Annotated in this window: 13 protein-coding genes and 2 pseudogenes; 9 read left to right on the forward strand and 6 right to left on the reverse strand. The window is 61.8% G+C overall.

What is annotated here, in order from left to right; all coding sequences use genetic code 11:
- Positions 1-405 precede the first annotated feature (405 nt).
- Together ACZI8W_RS25860 and ACZI8W_RS25865 are read left to right on the forward strand one after the other, a co-directional pair.
- Complete coding sequence (locus ACZI8W_RS25860) at positions 406-1,878, forward strand: aldehyde dehydrogenase (protein WP_463371399.1); 1,473 nt, start codon at positions 406-408, stop codon at positions 1,876-1,878.
- A gap of 38 nt (positions 1,879-1,916) precedes the next feature.
- The gene (locus tag ACZI8W_RS25865; RefSeq protein ID WP_463371400.1) at positions 1,917-3,026 is read left to right on the forward strand and encodes an NDMA-dependent alcohol dehydrogenase; all 1,110 of its coding nucleotides are present in this window, start codon (positions 1,917-1,919) and stop codon (positions 3,024-3,026) included.
- Positions 3,027-3,642: 616 nt separating this feature from the next.
- Here ACZI8W_RS25865 and ACZI8W_RS25870 read toward each other — a convergent pair.
- Positions 3,643-3,876: a hypothetical protein gene (locus tag ACZI8W_RS25870; RefSeq protein ID WP_463371401.1), complete on the reverse strand. Its 234-nt coding sequence runs from the start codon at positions 3,874-3,876 to the stop codon at positions 3,643-3,645.
- Positions 3,877-4,320: 444 nt separating this feature from the next.
- Here ACZI8W_RS25870 and ACZI8W_RS25875 point away from each other — a divergent pair, with 444 nt between their 5' ends.
- From ACZI8W_RS25875 to ACZI8W_RS25905, 7 genes and pseudogenes are all read left to right on the forward strand, one after another.
- Positions 4,321-5,217: a phytanoyl-CoA dioxygenase family protein gene (locus ACZI8W_RS25875; protein ID WP_463371402.1), complete on the forward strand. Its 897-nt coding sequence runs from the start codon at positions 4,321-4,323 to the stop codon at positions 5,215-5,217.
- A gap of 167 nt (positions 5,218-5,384) precedes the next feature.
- Positions 5,385-5,837 (forward strand): annotated as a pseudogene (locus ACZI8W_RS25880) (phytanoyl-CoA dioxygenase family protein); the annotation flags it as partial.
- On the forward strand, positions 5,803-6,165 hold the full coding sequence (locus ACZI8W_RS25885) for a phytanoyl-CoA dioxygenase family protein (protein WP_463371403.1): 363 nt from the start codon (positions 5,803-5,805) through the stop codon (positions 6,163-6,165). The pseudogene ACZI8W_RS25880 and the gene ACZI8W_RS25885, both read left to right, overlap by 35 nt.
- 187 nt (positions 6,166-6,352) lie before the next feature.
- The gene (locus ACZI8W_RS25890) at positions 6,353-8,326 is read left to right on the forward strand and encodes a primary-amine oxidase (protein ID WP_463371404.1); all 1,974 of its coding nucleotides are present in this window, start codon (positions 6,353-6,355) and stop codon (positions 8,324-8,326) included.
- 110 nt (positions 8,327-8,436) lie between these two features.
- Positions 8,437-9,735: an NtaA/DmoA family FMN-dependent monooxygenase gene (locus ACZI8W_RS25895; protein WP_463371405.1), complete on the forward strand. Its 1,299-nt coding sequence runs from the start codon at positions 8,437-8,439 to the stop codon at positions 9,733-9,735.
- Between the two features lie 475 nt (positions 9,736-10,210).
- Positions 10,211-10,878: pseudogene (locus tag ACZI8W_RS25900) on the forward strand (alpha/beta hydrolase fold domain-containing protein).
- Positions 10,879-11,311: 433 nt separating this feature from the next.
- Entirely contained in the window at positions 11,312-12,112 is an 801-nt protein-coding gene (locus ACZI8W_RS25905; RefSeq protein ID WP_463371406.1) for a phytanoyl-CoA dioxygenase family protein, read from the forward strand.
- 148 nt (positions 12,113-12,260) lie between these two features.
- Here ACZI8W_RS25905 and ACZI8W_RS25910 read toward each other — a convergent pair whose 3' ends face one another.
- From ACZI8W_RS25910 to ACZI8W_RS25930, 5 genes are all read right to left on the reverse strand, one after another.
- Positions 12,261-13,163: an IS630 family transposase gene (locus tag ACZI8W_RS25910; RefSeq protein WP_463371407.1), complete on the reverse strand. Its 903-nt coding sequence runs from the start codon at positions 13,161-13,163 to the stop codon at positions 12,261-12,263.
- A 553-nt stretch (positions 13,164-13,716) separates the two neighbouring features.
- Entirely contained in the window at positions 13,717-14,697 is a 981-nt protein-coding gene (locus tag ACZI8W_RS25915) for an oligopeptide/dipeptide ABC transporter ATP-binding protein (protein ID WP_463371408.1), read from the reverse strand.
- On the reverse strand, positions 14,694-15,713 hold the full coding sequence (locus ACZI8W_RS25920) for an ABC transporter ATP-binding protein (RefSeq protein ID WP_463371409.1): 1,020 nt from the start codon (positions 15,711-15,713) through the stop codon (positions 14,694-14,696). Before ACZI8W_RS25920 ends, ACZI8W_RS25915 begins: the two co-directional genes overlap by 4 nt.
- A 3-nt stretch (positions 15,714-15,716) precedes the next feature.
- Complete coding sequence (locus tag ACZI8W_RS25925) at positions 15,717-16,760, reverse strand: ABC transporter permease (protein WP_463371410.1); 1,044 nt, start codon at positions 16,758-16,760, stop codon at positions 15,717-15,719.
- Positions 16,757-18,082 (reverse strand): ABC transporter permease, encoded by a 1,326-nt coding sequence (locus tag ACZI8W_RS25930; protein WP_463371411.1) that lies wholly within the window; start codon positions 18,080-18,082, stop codon positions 16,757-16,759. Before ACZI8W_RS25930 ends, ACZI8W_RS25925 begins: the two co-directional genes overlap by 4 nt.
- Positions 18,083-18,096 lie beyond the last annotated feature (14 nt).

The following is an 18,096-nucleotide window of genomic DNA, read 5'->3' on the forward strand; positions in this document are numbered from 1 at the left end:
GACGGTCTTGGACCGAACCAACGCAGCCAGCTCGTCTCGATCCCCGTCACGCAACACCAAAGGAGCAACTCGCATGCCGCAGTATCTCAAACTTGACCGCCAAACTACTTTTCCCACGCCGCACTAGGTGCCGCCCTGATCGGTGCCGCAGTCCCGCTGACCGCGGCGCTGCATCTCCCGCGTAGGCGAGATCCTGATCGTATCGGGATCCCGGGCGCGATACGTGAATTCTTGCCCGGTGTGCGCTCTGTGCCGAAGTGTCCCGCGGAGTGGACATCACAGCGATGGAAAACCGCAAGTGACTGTCATTGTGGGGTGACTGGGTCGATTTGCAGACTTGGTTTCCCATCCGGCGCCCGCCACCAATCGGCGAGGAGCCACGGCATTCTCGACAGAGGCGGTGTGATGACAGATCTGGACTTCACAAGAACCGAGTTCTTCATCGGTGGTCGGTGGTGCCCCCCGACGTCGACCGATTCGTACGAACTGGTGGAGGCGTCGACGGGGAAACCGCTTGGATCGACTCCGCTCGCCGGTCTCGGCGACATCGACGCGGCGGTCGCTGCCGCGAGAGCTGCGTTCGACGATGGGCCGTGGGGAAGGTCCACACCGGTCGAGAGAGCCGCGACGCTCCGTAGATTCGCTGCTGAGCTCCAGGCCCGGGGTGAGGCGACTGCGGAACTGATCAGCCGCGAGAACGGTTCGCCGCTCACAACGTCGTACGGCGCGAATGTCGCCATTCCCGTTGCCACCCTCAACCAGTACGCGGACCTGGCGGAATCGGGTTGGTTGGAAGAAGTTCGGGACAGCTACCCAGGGGCCACCATCGTTCGCAAGGTCCCGGTGGGCGTCGTCGCGGCCGTCATCCCGTGGAACTTCCCCCACCTCATCGCGATGGCGAAACTCGCGCCTGCACTCGCAGCCGGATGCACGGTCGTCGTCAAGCCTTCTCCGGAGACGGCACTGGATGCGTTCGTGCTGGCCGACGCCGCCGAGGCAGCAGGCTTTCCGGACGGCGTCATCAACATCGTGCCCGCGGACCGCGAGGTCAGTGCCGCGCTCGTGGCGCACCCCGGGATCGACAAGGTCACCTTCACCGGGAGCACGGCCGCGGGCCGTGCTATCAGTGAAGTCTGTGGACGCCTGATGCGGCCCGTCACCCTCGAATTGGGTGGAAAGTCGGCCTCGATCGTTCTCGAAGACGCGGACCTGGACGTGTTCGAGGCGAATCTGGCTTTGACGTCGTTCGTCAACAACGGTCAGGCGTGTGTCCTGCTCTCGCGGATTCTGGCGCCGAGGTCCCGCTACGACGAGGTAGTCGACGCCGTCGCCCGGGTTGCGCGCGGACTGGTGGTCGGCGACGCGCTCGACCCGGCCGTGACCTGCGGTCCGATGGCGGGACGGGTCCATCGCGATCGGGTGCTCGGCCATATCGAGGACGCCAAGAAGTCCGGCGCCCGGCTCGTGACGGGCGGTGGTGCGCCCGCAGGACTTGACGATGGTTGGTTCGTCGAGCCGACCGTGTTCGCCGATGTGGACAACGCGAGCCGCCTGGCCCAGGAGGAAGTGTTCGGTCCGGTGATCGCCGTCATCGCGTACGACGACGAGGACGAGGCGGTCGCCATCGCGAACGACAGCGAGTACGGCCTCGCCGGTGCGGTCTGGACACGCGACGAGCATCGAGGGGCCGACATCGCGCGGCGTATCCGCTCCGGCACCGTGGGCGTGAACTACTACCAGATGGACCTGGGCGCGCCGTTCGGCGGTGTCAAGGGCAGTGGACTCGGTCGTGAGTTCGGCCCCGAGGGCATGGCCCCGTACATCGAGTACCAGTCGGTCTACGTCAGTGCCGATTACAAGGCCGGTGTGGCGGGATGAACCACCCGAAACCTGTGAACGGAAAGGAAGGCTCGAACATGAAGACGCGCGCTGCTGTGCTGTGGGGCCCGGGAGAGCCCTGGTCGATCGAGGAGATCGAACTCGACGAGCCACGCGCCGGCGAGGTTCTGGTACGCCTCGTCACCTCGGGACTGTGCCATTCGGACGAGCACATGCGGGACGGCACAAACGCCTTTCAGTACCCGTTCATCGGTGGACACGAAGGTTCCGGCGTCGTGGAGCGTGTCGGTCCGGGTGTCGTCGACCTCGCCCCGGGTGACCACGTTGTCTTCAGTTTCATTCCGGCCTGCGGTCGGTGCCGATCGTGTGCCAATGGCATGTCCAGTGTCTGCGATCTGGGCATGCACCTCGGTATAGGTCTGCAGATTTCGGACGGCACCGCCCGGCACCGAGCTCGCGGACAGGACGCTCGCCTGATGTGCGTGGTGGGAACGTTTGCCGAGCACACCGTCGTCAACGAGGCCTCGTGCGTCAAGGTCACGCCTGATGTGCCACTCGACAAAGCCGCGCTCGTCGGCTGTGGAGTCACCACGGGGTGGGGTTCGTCGGTCAACGTCGGCGAGGTGACGGCAGGAGACTCGGTTGTCGTGCTCGGTATGGGCGGCGTCGGGTGCGGAGCCGTGCAGGGCGCGGCCCAGGCCGGTGCTCGGCACGTGGTCGTCGTCGATCCGTCGGAGTTCAAGCGGGTCGAGGCCAAGCGATTCGGCGCCACGCATGCGGTGGCCACCACGGAGGAGGCGTACTCCCTGTTGCAGGAGTTGACCTGGGGTGCGATGGCGGATGCCGTTGTGATCACGGTCGACAAGATGACAGGCGCTCACCTCGCGCCGGCAATGGCGTTGTTGGGCAAGGGCGGAATCTGTGTTCAGGTCGCGGTCAGCGATCCGACGGAAATGACGGCCGACATCAGCCTCATCGATCTCGCCTCGATGCGAAAGTCCGTTCGGGGATCGTGGTACGGCAACGCCAATCCCCGATCCGACATACCTCGCCTGCTCCGGATGTACATGGATGGCAAGGTCATGCTCGACGAGATGATTACGAAAACGTACACGCTCGACCAGATCAACGACGGGTTCGAGGACATGCGACAGGCATCGATCATTCGGGGCGTCATCAACTTCTAGTGTCCCGATTCTTCGAACCGGGTGCAGTAGCGGGCGATGGGGTTGAGCATCTGGTCGGCGTTTCTCACCCTGGCAGGAAGGGCGGGGGTTGTCGTTCAGGTCTTGATCCCGTCGCGGGCGCCGGTGGAACTGGCGAACCGAGCGGTGGGCGGGTCGTTGGAGCTTCTGGAGCGTGAAACGATGCGGCAGTGACGAAACAGGCACCCGCACAGCCTGTTTTGTCCTTAATGACCACGAAGAATCGTGATTCTTCCACGCGACGCGGGACAGTTACTGGAGCACGGTTGGGCATTCGACTGCAGTGGCACACCAATTTTCCGGTTGTGCCCATGGAAGGATGCAGATGACCGAGATTCGCGCGGATCAGATATCCGATGAGCAGAGGGATGGCTGGTCGCTCGTGATGTTCACATGTATTGCATCGCTGTGCTGGGACTGGTCATTTCGGCCCTGGCGCCGACGTACTGAATTCTGATCGCCGGCCGTCTCATCACCGGGGTGCTCTCCGCCTGCCTGTTCCTGAGCTATTCGCTCATTCGTAACGCGTATCAGCAAGGTGCTGGTTCTCGTCACTTCGATCTTCATCGGAATCGGTACCGGACTGTGTTATTCGGCCCTACCCAACCTTCAGATCGAGGCCTTGCCGCCCCAGTTGCAGGCGTCGCTGGCGGGTATGGTGGGTACCTTCCAGAACATGTTCGGGGCGATCCTGCCCGTCATTGCGTTCGCGGTCCTCCATGCCCACCTGGCAGTGGCCGTTGACGGTTACGTCTTCTACTCCGAGCAGGGCATGCAGTTGGTTGTGGGTCATTGCCGGTGCGGGGGCCGCCGCTACGACCGTTCTGGGCATCATGCCTCCGAGGGACATCACGCAATTGACGCTCGAGTCGCTGGACGGATACGCCGACGCCACGAATCGCCGAGTGCAGTGGAGCCTGCGTCCAACCTGCTAGCGACTCTGCAGGTTGCAGCAAAATACTACGGCCCAAGGTGATTGACTGAGCCGACGATGGTCAGGTGCCATCATTACGAGTTCGTTTCCCCTCTTGTCTGTCGCCCAAATCTGCTCTAGGTTCACGGGAAACCGGCTGACGACATACCTCGGATGTATGACTTCGACTCAGTCCTCCGATCAGATCAACCCTGCCGGCACACAGCATTATCGGGATCGAATGATCACGGACCAGCCCACTCGACCATGACTGACAGTGCGTCGGTGACGCAACTTCCGATTCACAACTCAATCCGTCTCTCCGCAAGGGAGAGTCGGCAACTCTATCCAAGGAGAACGATCATGGGACTCGCTGCACTCGAACCGAACTCGACCGTCGATGAGGTGGTTACGGTCATCGAGCGCGACGGCGGTGTCATCATCCGCGACTTCATCGATTCGGACACGCTGGAAGGCTTGCTCCGAGATCTGCAACCGAGGATCGATGCAATTTCGTTCGGGGATGACACAACCGGCGAGCGGACTCGCCGACTCAGCGGCATCTTCAAGCACACACGACACGCGGACGCGGTCGTCAGGCACCCCCTCTACCGCGAGACCGCCGAGCGCATCCTGTGCACACCCGAGACGCTCTGGTTCGGCGAGGACCCCGTCGAAGTGACTCCGACGATTCAGATCGGCGTCAGCCAGCTGATCGCGATCCATCCAGGTGAAGGCGCGCAGGCGCTGCACAGGGACGACGTAGTGTGGCAGTGGCGTCATCCCGAGGGTGGTCGTCAGGCGCGAGTGCAAATCATGGTCGCGATCACCGACTTCACGGCGGAGAACGGCGGAACCCTGGTCGTTCCGCAAAGTCACCTGTGGGGCGACAACCGTGGCCCACGCCTCGACGAGGCGTCTTCCACGGTGATGCCGGCCGGCTCCGCGGTGATCTTCATCGGCTCCACGTTCCACGGAGGCGGCACGAACACCACGGACCAGCCCCGTATGGGTCTGACCATGAGTCTGGACCTGGCATACCTGCGCCAGGAGGAAAACCATTACCTGACCATCCCGATGGAGGAGGCGAAGGCTCTCCCCGAAGACATCCAGCGACTGCTCGGCTATGACACTTGTCCTCCGGGGATGGGATGGGTTGAATCCGACGGAAAGTTCCGCAATCCGCAGACTCTTCTGGGGAACGGCACCGAGTCGTCGGGATTCGGTGGTGGCACAGTGGAATCGACTCCCGCAAGTTAGGCAGTTCCAGATTCCGGCTCGCTGCATCTGATCAGAGTGGCTCCCCGGGGCAGCGTCCCTACGAATGCATCAGCTTCTGCAATTCCAGAAAAGGTTCCGGTATCGAGCCGCGGTCAGAGGAGAGAAGATTGAACGCAGGGATCCAGCGCGTTTCGAGCAGTGCGACTGTGGAAGAAGTAGCCGCAGTACTCCAGGAGCACGGACACGTGGTCATCGAAGAACTGGTGACACGCGAAACGGTGGACAGTTTCGTCGCCGAGATGCAGCCGTACATCGACGAGACCGCTTTCGGCGACCAACCGGGGTTCGGACTGAAGACACGACGTACCGGCCGGATCATCGAGAGGTCGCCGCTCGAGCGTGAGTTGATCATGCACCCACTGGTCCATAACGTTCTGCAGACGCGACTGGCGCACGCAAGCAGTATCCAACTCGGAGCGACAGAAATGATCTCACTCGATCCGGGGCAATCTGCGCAGTTCCTCCACCAGGACGAAATGATCTTCGACTCCTACCCCTTCCCCGCTGACTTCGAGGTCTATTGCAACGCGATCTGGGCCCTCACCGACTTCACCGAAGAGAACGGTGCCACACGGGTTGTCCCGGGCAGTCACAAACTCTCTCGACAGGACTACATACAAGAGGACACCGTCCCCGGCAGAAATGAGCGCCGGATCGGTGATGGTCTTCTCCGGCAAGCTGTGGCACGGGGGCGGTGCCAACAACTCGTCGGAAGTGAGGCGCGCGCTCGCCGTCACAACAGCTGTCGGTTGGGTTCGACAGGAAGAGAATCAGTACCTGTCGTGCTCGCGGGAGGTCGCTCGTACCCTGCCCGAAGATCTGCAACGCTTCATGGGTTATCACCAGGCACGCGGATACGGCCACGCCGGCGGCCAGAAAGACCCCCTCGAGGCGCTTCTCGAGGCTGCCGTGTCCGAGAGCGTCTGAGCCTGCGGACGAACACTGGTGATCCGCACCACGCTCACGGACGCCCGCGCGAGCGTGGTGCGAATTGTGCACCGGAGGAATGTCGGGTGTAGGCCTCCTTGCGCTACATCTCCTGCTCCACACGTACGACAAATCGCACCGGAGAAGGGTGCGATCCATTCTGTTCCCACTCAACTAGAGGTGCGGTATGTCATCACTCGAGACCTTGCAGCAATCGCCGGCAGCGAAGCAGCCCGATCCTCACCCCCTCGACCCGATCACGGAGGAAGAGCTCACGCGGGCACGTGAGATTCTCGTGGCGTCAGGTCGTCTGACCGAAGACTGCACGTTCGCGACGGTTCAGCTGCAAGAGCCCGACAAGGCGGCTCTGAGTTCATTCGTGGTCGGCGACCACATCGATCGACGGATTGCGGTCGTTCTGAGAGACGTGAGGGCGAGCCTGATCCACCGTGCCGTGGTGTCTGTCACCAACGGTCGAGTCGACTCGTGGGAGACGATCGACACAACGACGGAGCCGTATGGACAGACCGGGTTCCTGATCGCCGATTTCACCGCCGTCAACGAAATCGTGCGCGCCGACGAGGGCTGGCAACGTGCTGTCGCCGAGCGTGGAATCGAGGATTCGTCGAAATGCGAGGTCCTGTCGATGACTCCCGGTTACTTCGGGATCGCAGAAGAACAGGGTAAGCGGATCTACAAGGCCCAAACCTTCTATCGAGAGAACCCCACCGACAATCACTGGGCCCGACCTCTCAGCGGCCTGACCGTCACCGTGGATGTGACCAACGGTCGCGTTGTCGAGCTCTTGGATCATCGGGGGGCGCCGGTACCACCCTACTCGGGAGATTACGCCAACGGTGACAATGGTCGAACACGCACGGACCTCAAGCCGCTCGAGATCACTCAGCCCGAGGGGCCGAGCTTCACGGTCGAAGGCCGCCTGGTGAAGTGGCAGAACTGGGAGTTCCGGATCGGTTTCGACATCCGGGAAGCGCTGGTGCTTCATCAGATCGGCTACCGGGACAACGGCGTTCTCAGGCCGATTGTGCATCGGGCCTCTATCGCGGAGATGGTGGTTCCCTATGGAGATCCCGATCCGACGCGGTTCTGGCTCAACTACTTCGATGTCGGCGAATGGAACCTCGGACGAATGGCGACCTCACTCGCATTGGGGTGTGACTGCCTCGGGGAGATCCGATACTTCGACGCCGTGCTGCACGACGACGACGCGAATCCGTACACGGTCGAGAACGTCGTCTGTATGCACGAAGAAGACTACGGGGTGTTGTGGAAGCACAACGACCCGATGGCCCAGATCGCAGAAACCCGAAGGTCCCGCCGTCTGGTGGTGTCGTTCTTCGCGGCAATCGGCAATTACGACTACGGCTACTTCTGGTACTTCTACCAGGACGGAACCATCGAGTTCGAGGCCAAGTTGACCGGAATCGTGTTCGCCAGCGCTCAGCTCGACGATGCAGTCAATCCGCACACCACCCTGGTTGCGGACGGGCTCGCCGCTCCGTATCACCAGCACCTCTTCTGTGCGCGCCTGGATATGGCTGTCGACGGAGACCGGAACAGTGTTGCCGAAATTGACGTCGTATCCGACCCGATCGGGCCGGAAAATCTGTATGGCAACGCTTTCCGGACGGTCAGTACCACCCTCGATCGTGAGAGCACCGCGGCACGAAATGCCGATCCGGCCCGCTCGAGGATCTGGAAGATCACCAGTTCCGAGAAGCGAAATGCGCTCGGCGCGCCTACGGCGTACAAGCTCGTTCCCCAGGCCTCGCAGACGCTGCTGGCGGATCCCGAATCGCCGATATCGCATCGTGCCGCATTTGCGACCAAGCACCTGTGGGTCACCCAGTACGACGCTGCCGAGCGGTACCCTGCGGGTGACCTGCCGAACCAGAGCGCTGGCACTCCCGGACTGCCGATCTACCAGGCAGCAGATCGCCCGCTCGACGGTGAAGACGTCGTGCTCTGGCACACCTTCGGCACGACCCACGTCCCACGGCCCGAGGACTGGCCGATCATGCCGGTCGAGTACGCCGGCTTCATGCTGAAGCCGGTGGGATTCTTCGATCGCAATCCGTCGCTCGACCTTCCCCGCCCGCATGCGAGCGCGTGCCATGCGGACACCGAGAACGACCAGTAACCACCACCGAAGTCGGATTGCGGGGCGGGCCGGGTGGTAGCGCCGCCCTTGCCCGTGACCTGTTCGACTGGGATCCAGCGACTCTTTTCAATCCATGAAGGCGGATACAGATGGCACATCAGAAGTTTCACCTCGCATACTTCACGAAATTCGGCGCAACGGCATGGCCCACGTCCGATCACTTCAGAACCAGCTGGGCTGACGGCTCGTTCCACGTCGAACTGGCACAGAAGCTCGAGCGCGCGAAGTTCGACTTCCTGCTCTTCGAAGACAGTGTCACCATCGCCGACAAGTACGGCGGGTCGATGGAACTCGATCTCAAACATGCCGTACTGGCTCCCAAGCACGACCCGCTCCCACTGCTGCCGGTGATCGCGCAGAGCACATCGAACATCGGGCTCATCGGTACGGCATCGACGTCCTTCTACCCGCCGTTCCTGCTCGCTCGCCTCTACTCGACTCTCGATTCCCTCACTAAGGGCAGGGTCGGCTGGAACCTCGTCACCTCGAGCGAGACGGCAGCCGCACAGAACTTTGGAATGGACGCGCTGCCACCACACGCCGAACGGTACACACGTGCCGAAGAGTACGTGGACCTGGTCAACCAGCTGTGGGACTCCTGGGAGGAGGGTGCGCTGGTCGAGGACACGGAGAAGGGTGTGTACGTCGACCACACCAAAGTCCAACGCGTCGATTTCGAGGGCGAGTTCTACAAGTCGCGGGGACCCCTGAACACGTTGCGGTCTCCGCAGGGTCGGCCCGTGCTCGCACAGGCCGGAGCGTCGCCGCGGGGGCGCGACTTCGCCGCAAAGAATGCCGAGGTCGTCATTGCGCCGATGGCGGGTGGCATCGAGGGTATGAAGGCCATCCGGTCCGACATCCGCAGCCGCGCCGAAGCGTTCGGCCGCAATCCCGACGAGATCAAGGTGTTCTTCTTGACGCCGCTGTTCGCGTTCGCCTCGGACGAGGAGCCCGAGGAGTCGAGTGAGCAGGCGATCCAGGCTCAACTCGAGTACGGGTTGGTGATGCTTTCGTCCACCACCGATATCGACTTCTCGAAGCTCGATCTCGATGAGCCCGTCCCGCAGGATCTCGAGGGCGGTGGGCACACCAGCATCGTCGAGATCTTCAAAGATCTCGGGAAGAAGGGGGTGACCCTGCGTGAGGCGCTGTCGTCGGGGATGGGTAATGACGAGTTCAGCTTGGCGGGCAGCCCGGAGCAGATCGCCGAGAGGCTTATCGCGATCATGGACGAGGTCGGTGGGGACGGGTTCCTCGTCGAAGGCGCAGGGTTGACGCCTCACATCGACCTACTCGTCGATGGAGTCATCCCGCAACTCCAGAAGGCCGATGTGGTCCGGGCGGAGTACACCGGATCCACGCTCCGCGAGGTTCTGTTCGAGTTCTGAACCGGCGGGGTAGGGTTCCCGAGTTCGATCGGGAGCCCTACCCCGGGCGGCTGACAGGGCGAAAGACCCCATTTCCGTTCAAGCGTTGCAACTGTCGACTACCAGAGGATCTACCATGACACAACTTGCTTCGCCTTTCAGTGACGTGCCGAAACGTCCGCCATTCGACACTGAGTTGTTGCCCGGTTTGACGATCATGCGTGAAATTCTTGTCACGCCCGACGACGAGAACCTCGAACAGGTCCGGTACATCGATGCTCATGGCTTGTCCGGGCAAGAGAAGACTGACTTCACTGCGGGTGGTTCCATCGTCGTCGAAGAGCACGTCATTCCAATCGAAGACGAGTCCGGATCGGCCCGGTTGCCGATGACGGTCTTGAAACCTGCTACGGGCACGGGACCATGGCCGCTGATCTTTCACACTCATGGCGGTGGGATGATCGCGGGTACGCGCTTCACGGGTTTGGAAGACTTGATGGGCTATGTGGCCGAAGGCGTGGCAGTGGTGGCAACCATCGACTACCGACTGGCGCCGGAACACCCTGACACTGTTCCAGTGACAGACTCTACAAGACTCTGTGCTGGGCAGTCGAACACGCAGACACCCTCGATCTCGACACGGAGCGAGTCATATTTTTCGGCGCGAGCGCCGGCGGTGGATTGGCTACGGGTGTGGGGTTGTTGTCCAGAGACCAGGGTTCTCCGCGGGTCACGCACCAGGTGTTGAGCGCTCCCATGCTCGACGACCGAATGGAGACTCACAGTGCGCGCATGCTCGACGGTGAAGGTATAGCGGATCGAAACGACATGCTGTACGGCTGGACGGCCCTTCTCGGAGATCGACGCGGAACCGAACACGTCTCACAGTATGCAGAGCCCGCACGGGCCCGCGACCTCACCGGATCGCCGCGCACCTTCATCGATGTGGGATCGGTAGAGACGTTCCGCGATGAGTCTGTGATGCATGCCCAGCGCCTCTCCGAAGCCGGAGTCCTGGTCGATCTGCACGTCTGGGGCGGCGGCTACCACGCCTTCGAGTCTTTTCCCGACACAGCGCTGGCACAAGCCGCGAACGCTACGCGCCGCGAGTTCGTCTTGCGGGCAATGAATTACCGGACTAAGTCGGTGAATACTGTCGCGTGAGTACTCTTCACACAGCGACAGTTCACGCGGAATCACGGCTCTCTGCACGTGATCTGGCGACGGGCGCTCAGTGGCCCATACTGCTGAATGCCCAACCGAGGTCGATGAACGCGGGGTCGGGCTGAGAACGACCTACGTGAGGTCGGGCACTGGAAGGAAGTGCAAATGTTCGCTTTCAGTTGCGCGTCGGTACATCTATACGTAGTATCCTGCACGAAAAGGACGTTCGTCCGAGTTTCACGAGCAGGGTATCGGGGTTGAATTTTAGCTCTGCGCCGAAGATGGCGTCCCACGCCCAATCCACTCGCCGCCGCTCAGCCTCACGGTCTGGGCTGGACGGTGGAATTCTCCAAGTGCAACCCTCTACCGATCAACACGTCACGGCTCTTGTTCCGTGTCTCTCGATACGGAGCCATCACCCAGGAGGGCAATCATGGGTCTCACCACACTTGAATCAACCGCAACCGTCGACGAGGTAGTCGCAGCGATCGAACGTGATGGCGGCGTTGTCATCCGCGATTTTATTGATTTGACAGTACGGGAGGGATTGATCGAAGACTTGATGCCGAAGCTCGAAGCCAGCTCGCTCGGCAGCGCGTTCGGTTTGGTTAATACTGGTCGTCTGGGTGGAATTTTCAAACACACGCGACACGCCGATGGGATTGTGAGAAATCCACTCTTCCGCGAAACCGCTGAGCGCATCCTGTGTGGACCACGGCAGGTGTGGGGCGTCGACGCGCCGATGAACTTTACTCCAACACTGCAAGTTGGCGTCACCCAACTGGTTGCGATCAACGCTGGAGAAGGTGCGCAGCCGGTGCACAGGGACGACTCGGTGTGGCTGTGGCCCCATCCTGTAGGCGGCGGCCCCCAGGCGCGCCTACAGATCATGGTGGCGATCAGCGATTTCACCGCAGATAACGGTGCAACCGTGGTGGTCCCGCAAAGCCATCTGTGGGGAGATGAGCAAGGGCCGATCGAGGGACAGGCGATTCCTACGGAGATGTCCGCGGGCTCGGCGCTGCTGTTCCTCGGCGCCACGTTCCATGGCGGGGGCGCCAACTCGTCGAACCAGACGCGGTTGGGACTGACGATGAGCCTCGACCTGGCATTTTTGCGTCAGGAAGAGAACCACTACTTAACCATTCCGATGAGGAGGCACGGGCCCTTCCTGACGATATTCAGCGGATCATCGGCTACGAAATGTCCAATCCCGGCGGTGGGTATGTTGTGATCGATGGTGAGATGACCGACGCGCACGTCCTGCTCGAGAACTGACCGATCAACCTGGATTCACCGAAGGCGCGACGGCGTGAGTACGCCTTGAAGTACGAGAACCTTTGTAGTGCGACATGTTCCCCTGTGAGTAGGTCCGGCTTGTTCTAGTGTTCTGAGTCAGGAATCCTGTTCGAATATGACGCGAGACATTCGAGGATCCCGTCCGCGGTCTTCGTCCACACATAGGGCTTCGGATCGGTGTCTTGTGGGTGGCATAGTTGTCGAGCACCAGATGCAGATCCAAACCCGGTGGGGTCTGCTTGTCCAAGGCCATGAGGAGCCTTTTTGAACTCGTCGGCACGGTGGCGGCGATGCAGCGACCCGATCACCCTTCCCGACGCCACGTCGAGAGCGGCGAACAAGGTGGTGGTGCCGGCACGCACGTAATCGGAGGTCATCCGCTGCGGCGCACCGGGCATCATCGGCAACACCGGCTGCGACCGGTCCAGCGCCTGGATCTGCGACTGCTCGTCGACGCAGAACACCAGTGCCCGCTCCGGTGGGTCCAGATACAGCCCCACGACGTCGTCGACCTTGTCGACGAAGAACGGATCGGTCGAGAGCTTGAATCCCTCGGTTCTGTGGGGCTGCAACCCGAAGCTCGCCAGATCCTCGAGACCGTCGACTGCGACAGGGCCCATCTCCTGCAACATTGTTCGCGTCGACCAGTGTGTCGCGTTCTTCGGGGTGGTCTCGAGCCTCCGGGTGACCACGTCGGCGGCCTGGGCATCGGTCACCGGTCGTGGTCCGCCGGATCGGGGCATGTCTCCGAGGCCTGCGATGCGGTGCTCGAGAAAGCGAGATCTGCAGCGTCCCAACGCATGTTGCGTCGAACCGAGGCGAGTGGCCACCTTTTTGTTCGAGATGCCGTCTGCGCATGCGAGAATGATCCGGCACCGCAACGCCCACGCCTGAGGTGTCGACGAACGCCGCACCCAGCCCTCCAACGCGGCACGTTCGTCGTCGGGCAGTGTCAGCTCGGCCTTCGGCCGCCCGGCACGCGCCATCCACCGATTCTACAGTTATGAATGCAATTCCTCACTCAGAACACTAGAGTCCTGATTGCCCTGGTGAGGGCGGAGAAGAGACGATAGGGATCATGGCGGGAAGCAAACGTCACTCGGTGGAGGACATCGTGGGGCAAGCTGCGCCGGGCCGACGAGTTGGCCGCGGAAGGCAAGAACGGCGAGGAAATCGCCTCCGCACTCGAGGTGTCGGCAGCGGCGAATGGTGGCCCTGAAGAGCACCTGCACGGTTACGGGCACTAACATGAGGAGTAGCGCAAGGAAGATGGACGGTAGCTGATCAGTCGCCGGAGCCGGTCCGGGCTACGAGTTGATGCCACACCGAACTTCTCCGACTACCGCACGAAGTTGTAATGTCTTCTCACGTATCCGGTTGAGATGCCCCTTACGGGGCGCTGCGCGCCCTGCCGCTTCAGAACCTCCCTCCTTCCACAGCTGGTGCACCCTTCTTCTTGTTCACCGACCGGTGTTCGACGAAGCGGCGTGCCCGGCCCGGCCGCCGAAACCCGTGACGCACCGGACACACCGACATTCTTCAATCCGAACCTTCGTCGAGGAGCGGATGATGACAGGCCACGAGACGGCCGTCCGCGAGGGCCCGGAGCTCAGGCACCAGTTCCGCGCACTTCGCGGTTGCAATCGGGCATCGCGTGCGGAATCGGCAACCGGAAGGCGGATTCAGAGGCGAGGGGGTCTCGCCCGTGCGGTCCACCGGAACTTCGCGATTCGAACCGGGCGCCGAAGCCAGTAGCAGGTTCGAGTACGGATGGGCGGGCGAGCTGTACATCTGTTCGACACTGGCGACTTCGCAGATTCGTCCAAGGTACAACACCATCACACGATCGCTGATGCTCTTCACCACGCCGAGGTCGTGCGACACGAAAAGTACGGTGAGGCTGTAATTCTCCTTTGCATCATTGATCAAATTGAGCACCCGTGCCTGGACCGACACGTCCAGTGCCGAGACAGGTTCGTCGCAAAACAACACTTCCGGGCTCAATGCGAGCGCACGCGCGATCGCGATGCGTTGGCACTGGCCTCCCGAGAACGTCGTCGGTGTCCGGTCACCGACGACCTCGACATCCATCGACACTGCGCCGAGGACCTCGCGAACCTGATCCTTGACCGAGGACTGCACGCGGCCCGGCCAGACCCGGAGTCCCTCGGCGACGATCTCGCTGACTTTCCGCCTCGGATTCAGCGATGCTATGGGATCTTGCATGATCAGCTGCAGATCGGGTCGTAGGCGCCGCATCTGCTCATCACTCAGGCTCGTCAGATCGGTATCCTCGTACGTCACCGTGCCGCTCGTCGTCGGCGTAAGCCGAAGTAGGGCTCGAAGAAGGGTCGACTTGCCCGAACCGGATTCGCCGACGATTCCCAGGGTCTCGCCGCGGCGAACATCGAAGGTGACGCCGGTAAGGGCGTGTACGGTCCCGGCGTCGGTATGGTACTCCACGACCAGGTCATCGACCTGAATCACCTGATCCATCGAGACAGTTGGCGTGTCCGTCACACGATCCCCTTGGCAAAGTTCGGTCCCGCCGGCTCCAGCGGCCGGGGGAAGTGACATGCGTACTGTGTGTTGCTTGCGGTGTCCCGAGACGCGGAGGGCGGGATCGTTCGGCAAATGTCCTGTGCGTGGCCACACCGAGGCGCGAATCGGCAGCCGGTCGGCATGGTCAGAAGATCTGGAGGACCTCCCGGGATGCTCTCGAGTCGCGTCCCCGGAGGAGCGTTCACGTCCGGGTGAGCTTGTAGGAGCGCCTGGGTGTATCGATGGCGCACTTGGTGGCCGCGCAGTTGCTCGACCTCGATGGTCTCGATGTCGGTACCGGCGTACATGACAGTCACACGATCGACTTCGTCAGCCAACAACGCGATGTCATGGCTGATTATGAGCATGGACATTCCCAGCTCGTCCTTGAGGCGACGTAGCAAGGCGAGGATCTGACGTTGAACGGTGACATCGAGGCCTGTCGTCGGCTCGTCAGCGATCAGCAGTTTCGGTTGGCATGCAATAGCAATCGCGATCATCACACGTTGCCGCATACCACCCGACAACTCGTGAGGATACTGGGAAACTCGCTCCCGAGGTCCGGGAATGCCGACCTCGCCGAGCAATTCGATTGCGCGGTCGCGTGCCGACGTCTTGCTCAGTCCGAGATGGACACGCAGTGGATCGCAGATCTGCGCTCCCACCGTGCGCACTGGATTCAACGCGGTCATCGGATCTTGGAAGATCATCGAGATTTCGGTACCCCAGAATCGCCGCGAGGACGGGAGCAATGGGTCGAACTCCGCACCGTCGAACTGTAGGCAGTTGGCCTTGATAGAGCCTCCAACCGGCAGCAGATTCATGATCGACTTGGTCAGTATCGTCTTACCGGACCCCGATTCACCGACGATGCCGATGGTGCCACCCCGCGGCACGTCGAGATCGGCATCGTCGACCACGACCAGGGGTCCGCGGGCGGTCTGCAGTGTGGTCTGCAGGCCGCGAACGGTCAAGAGATTGTCTGTCCCAGGCATCGGTCACCTTTCCTTGTCGGCGCGTAAGTGGTCGCCGATGCGATTGATGGAGAACACCGTCAGGAAGAGCGGGACCGCCGGCGCGAGCAGGAAAGGATACATCTGGAACTTCGATTCAGCCTCGGCAATCATATTGCCCCAAGTCGGGTCCGGGCGTTGGACACTGAGTCCGAGGAAAGACAGCGAAGCCTCCGCCACGATGAGGATCGCGACGACGAGGAAGGCATAGGAGACTACGGCCGGGACGATATTGGGCAGAATCTCCTTGAACATGATCCGCGTACGACTCGCTCCGATCGCGCGTGACATGGTGACGAAGGGTTGTTCCGCAATCTTCAATCCGGTCGCGCGAGACAGCCTCATGAACGAGGGAATCACCAGGATTCCTAGGGCAAGCGCAATATTGGGTGTGCTCGGCTCGAGCACCACAGCCAACCCCATCAACAGCACTAGCGGCGGAAAGCTGAGCATGAGATCTGCGCCCCAGCCGAGTGCGCCGTCGACGCGGCCCCTGTAGAAGCTTGCGAGCAGGCCGAAAACTGTACCGATTGTGCCTCCGATCAGCACACCACCCACACCGACGATCAGCGAAACTCTCGCGCCGTAGATGATCTGGCCGAGGATGTCGAGGCCGTACTGGTCGGTGCCCAACCAGTGCTCGGCCGAGGGGTACGCATACGTCTGTTCGGTCAACGTCTTGGACGTGTCGAGCGACTCCGGAAGCGGTAGCAGGTCCGCGAACGCCGCAAGGACCACGATCAGCACCAGCCAGGCGGCACCCAGCCACAAGCCGAGATCGAACCGGGGACCGAGGAGGCCGCGCAGTGACCGACCGAGTCCCATGAAGACGACCACGATCCCGACGCAAGCCAGGAGCACCCGCACAGACGGAATAACCTGCACAGCGAGAACACCGCTGGCGAGAAGCGCCACACCGAAGAGCAGGAACACCGGCCCAGCCCAGAGACGCCGATGCGCTGTCCTTTCGGCCGCTTCGCCGCGTTTCGGCTGTGTTTGTTCTGTCCGCGGCTCTTTCAAGATTGTCATCGTGGATTCGCCTGTCTGACACGAGGGTCCAGGTACGTGTAGCTGATGTCGATCAGCGCGTTCAATACAACGTAGACGGAAGCGATAACGAAGATGCAGGCCTGCACCATCGGATAGTCGCCGTTGCGGATACTGGTGACAAGGATCGATCCGATGCCGGGCAGCCGGAAGATCTGCTCGACGATGATCGTGCCGCCGATCAACTGACCGATCGTCAAACCAACGACTGTGATCAGGGAGAAGAGTGACGGCTTGAGAGCCTCCCGAACGAGCACGTGTGGGGGGGACATCCCCTTGGCCCGGCTTGCCAGGATGTACGGCTTGGAAAGTTCGGTCACCATGTCGCCGCGAAGAAGTCGCGTGAACACCGCCACATCGACGAACGTCAGCGCGAGGACGGGTAGCGCGACGCTCTGCAGGTTGTCCCCGAGTCCCTCGCTGAGCGGGACGAAGCCCTGACGAGGCAGGTCCGGAAGGAAGGCGAACACGACAGCACCGACAACAAAGACCGCACCGGCACTGACGAGTGCGGGCTTGATCGACTGTCCTGCTCTACGCGCGCGCCATGCCGCGGCGAGTGCACATGCCGCACCGATGGTCCCGGCCACCAACCCTGCCGCTCGAACGGTTCCTGGATTGAATACGAAGAGCAACACAAGCAGTAGCGCCGCCACGAAACCTGGAATCGCGATGAGGGCGTAGAGCACGCCAGACGCTGTTCGGTCGAAGCGGTGGCCCTCCCTGTGTGCCGACCAGATTGCCACCGGAACGGCAATAGTGAGGCTCAGCACGATGGCGAGGAAGGCGAGCTCGAGGGTGACGGGCAGGCGGGCGGCAAGCTCGCCGCTCACCGAGCGTGCGGGTGCACTGAGGGTCTTACCGAAGTCGCCGTGGAACACACCCGACAGCCAGCTCACGTATTGGTCCCAAATCGGCCGGTCCAGGCCCATTTCGGCGCGCAGCTCGTCTACTTGCTCCTGCGTTGCTTGAGGACCCAAGGAGGTGGCAATCGGGTCACCTGGCGTCAACTTTATGAGGATGAAGCTCATCAACGTGACACCGAAGAGGATGCTGATCAGGCGCAAGAGCCGGCCGAACAGATACCTCGCGAATCTTCGTTTCCGACGGGTCCTGTGGGCCGGTGTCGTGCGCATTGCAACGGGCGCGCTCACGCCTATCGTCGGCGTGCTCATCGCTGCCGCCATGCGTGGGAGAGGTCGATGTCGAGCTGCCAGGACGGGAGTGCGCCCTGCAGGTCGGGGGTCCAGGCGGTGAGGTAGTACTGCTGGCCGTAGATGATGCGGGGGATGTCGGCGTTCCATGCCTGCTGGACCTG

The sequence above is a fragment of the Rhodococcus ruitaii genome (assembly GCF_055230935.1).

Excerpts from the sequence above, each read along its gene's own strand:
- ACZI8W_RS25930 (WP_463371411.1), bottom strand. The coding sequence starts at position 18,082 with ATGGAACGCCGACATCCCCCGCATCATCTACGGCCAGCAGTACTACCT.
- ACZI8W_RS25905 (WP_463371406.1), top strand. The coding sequence starts at position 11,312 with ATGGGTCTCACCACACTTGAATCAACCGCAACCGTCGACGAGGTAGTC.
- ACZI8W_RS25860 (WP_463371399.1), top strand. The coding sequence starts at position 406 with ATGACAGATCTGGACTTCACAAGAACCGAGTTCTTCATCGGTGGTCGG.
- ACZI8W_RS25920 (WP_463371409.1), bottom strand. The coding sequence starts at position 15,713 with ATGCCTGGGACAGACAATCTCTTGACCGTTCGCGGCCTGCAGACCACA.
- ACZI8W_RS25895 (WP_463371405.1), top strand. The coding sequence starts at position 8,437 with ATGGCACATCAGAAGTTTCACCTCGCATACTTCACGAAATTCGGCGCA.
- ACZI8W_RS25910 (WP_463371407.1), bottom strand. The coding sequence starts at position 13,163 with ATGGCGCGTGCCGGGCGGCCGAAGGCCGAGCTGACACTGCCCGACGAC.
- ACZI8W_RS25890 (WP_463371404.1), top strand. The coding sequence starts at position 6,353 with ATGTCATCACTCGAGACCTTGCAGCAATCGCCGGCAGCGAAGCAGCCC.
- ACZI8W_RS25925 (WP_463371410.1), bottom strand. The coding sequence starts at position 16,760 with ATGACAATCTTGAAAGAGCCGCGGACAGAACAAACACAGCCGAAACGC.
- ACZI8W_RS25870 (WP_463371401.1), bottom strand. The coding sequence starts at position 3,876 with ATGCCCAGAACGGTCGTAGCGGCGGCCCCCGCACCGGCAATGACCCAC.
- ACZI8W_RS25865 (WP_463371400.1), top strand. The coding sequence starts at position 1,917 with ATGAAGACGCGCGCTGCTGTGCTGTGGGGCCCGGGAGAGCCCTGGTCG.
- ACZI8W_RS25875 (WP_463371402.1), top strand. The coding sequence starts at position 4,321 with ATGGGACTCGCTGCACTCGAACCGAACTCGACCGTCGATGAGGTGGTT.